This window comes from Cupriavidus sp. SIMBA_020, from assembly GCF_046535395.1.
Classification (GTDB): domain Bacteria; phylum Pseudomonadota; class Gammaproteobacteria; order Burkholderiales; family Burkholderiaceae; genus Cupriavidus; species Cupriavidus campinensis.
This window is the reverse complement of sequence record NZ_JAWRWU010000380.1, coordinates 1-283: the sequence shown is the minus strand read 5'-3', so window position 1 is coordinate 283 and position 283 is coordinate 1. Positions and strand designations below refer to the sequence as shown.

General features: G+C 72.4%; 1 pseudogene. It reads left to right on the top strand.

Annotated features, from left to right (window positions below):
- Nucleotides 1–15 precede the first annotated feature (15 nt).
- Nucleotides 16–283 (top strand): annotated as a pseudogene (locus tag SB751_RS29680) (peptidase M14); the annotation flags it as partial.

The following is a 283-nucleotide window of genomic DNA, read 5'->3' as shown; positions in this document are numbered from 1 at the left end:
GCCCTGCTGCCCGGCATGCGTGTCGCCATGCACCCGGGCGCGTCGGACCTGCACTATGACGTCACCCTGGCCTACGCCGACGGCAGCCGCGTGCAGACGCGCGTGTTCGCGCCCAACCAGCTGGGCCAGGCCCAGGACGGCACGCCCGAACTGTCGCCCACCGGCTGGCTGCGCGTTCATGACGCCGACGGCGCCGTGCAGACCGATGGCCCGCAAGCCACCGAATACCAGCAAGCGTTCCGCAGCATCGTCGACACCGTGCGCCAGCACGCCTGGGGCGCGC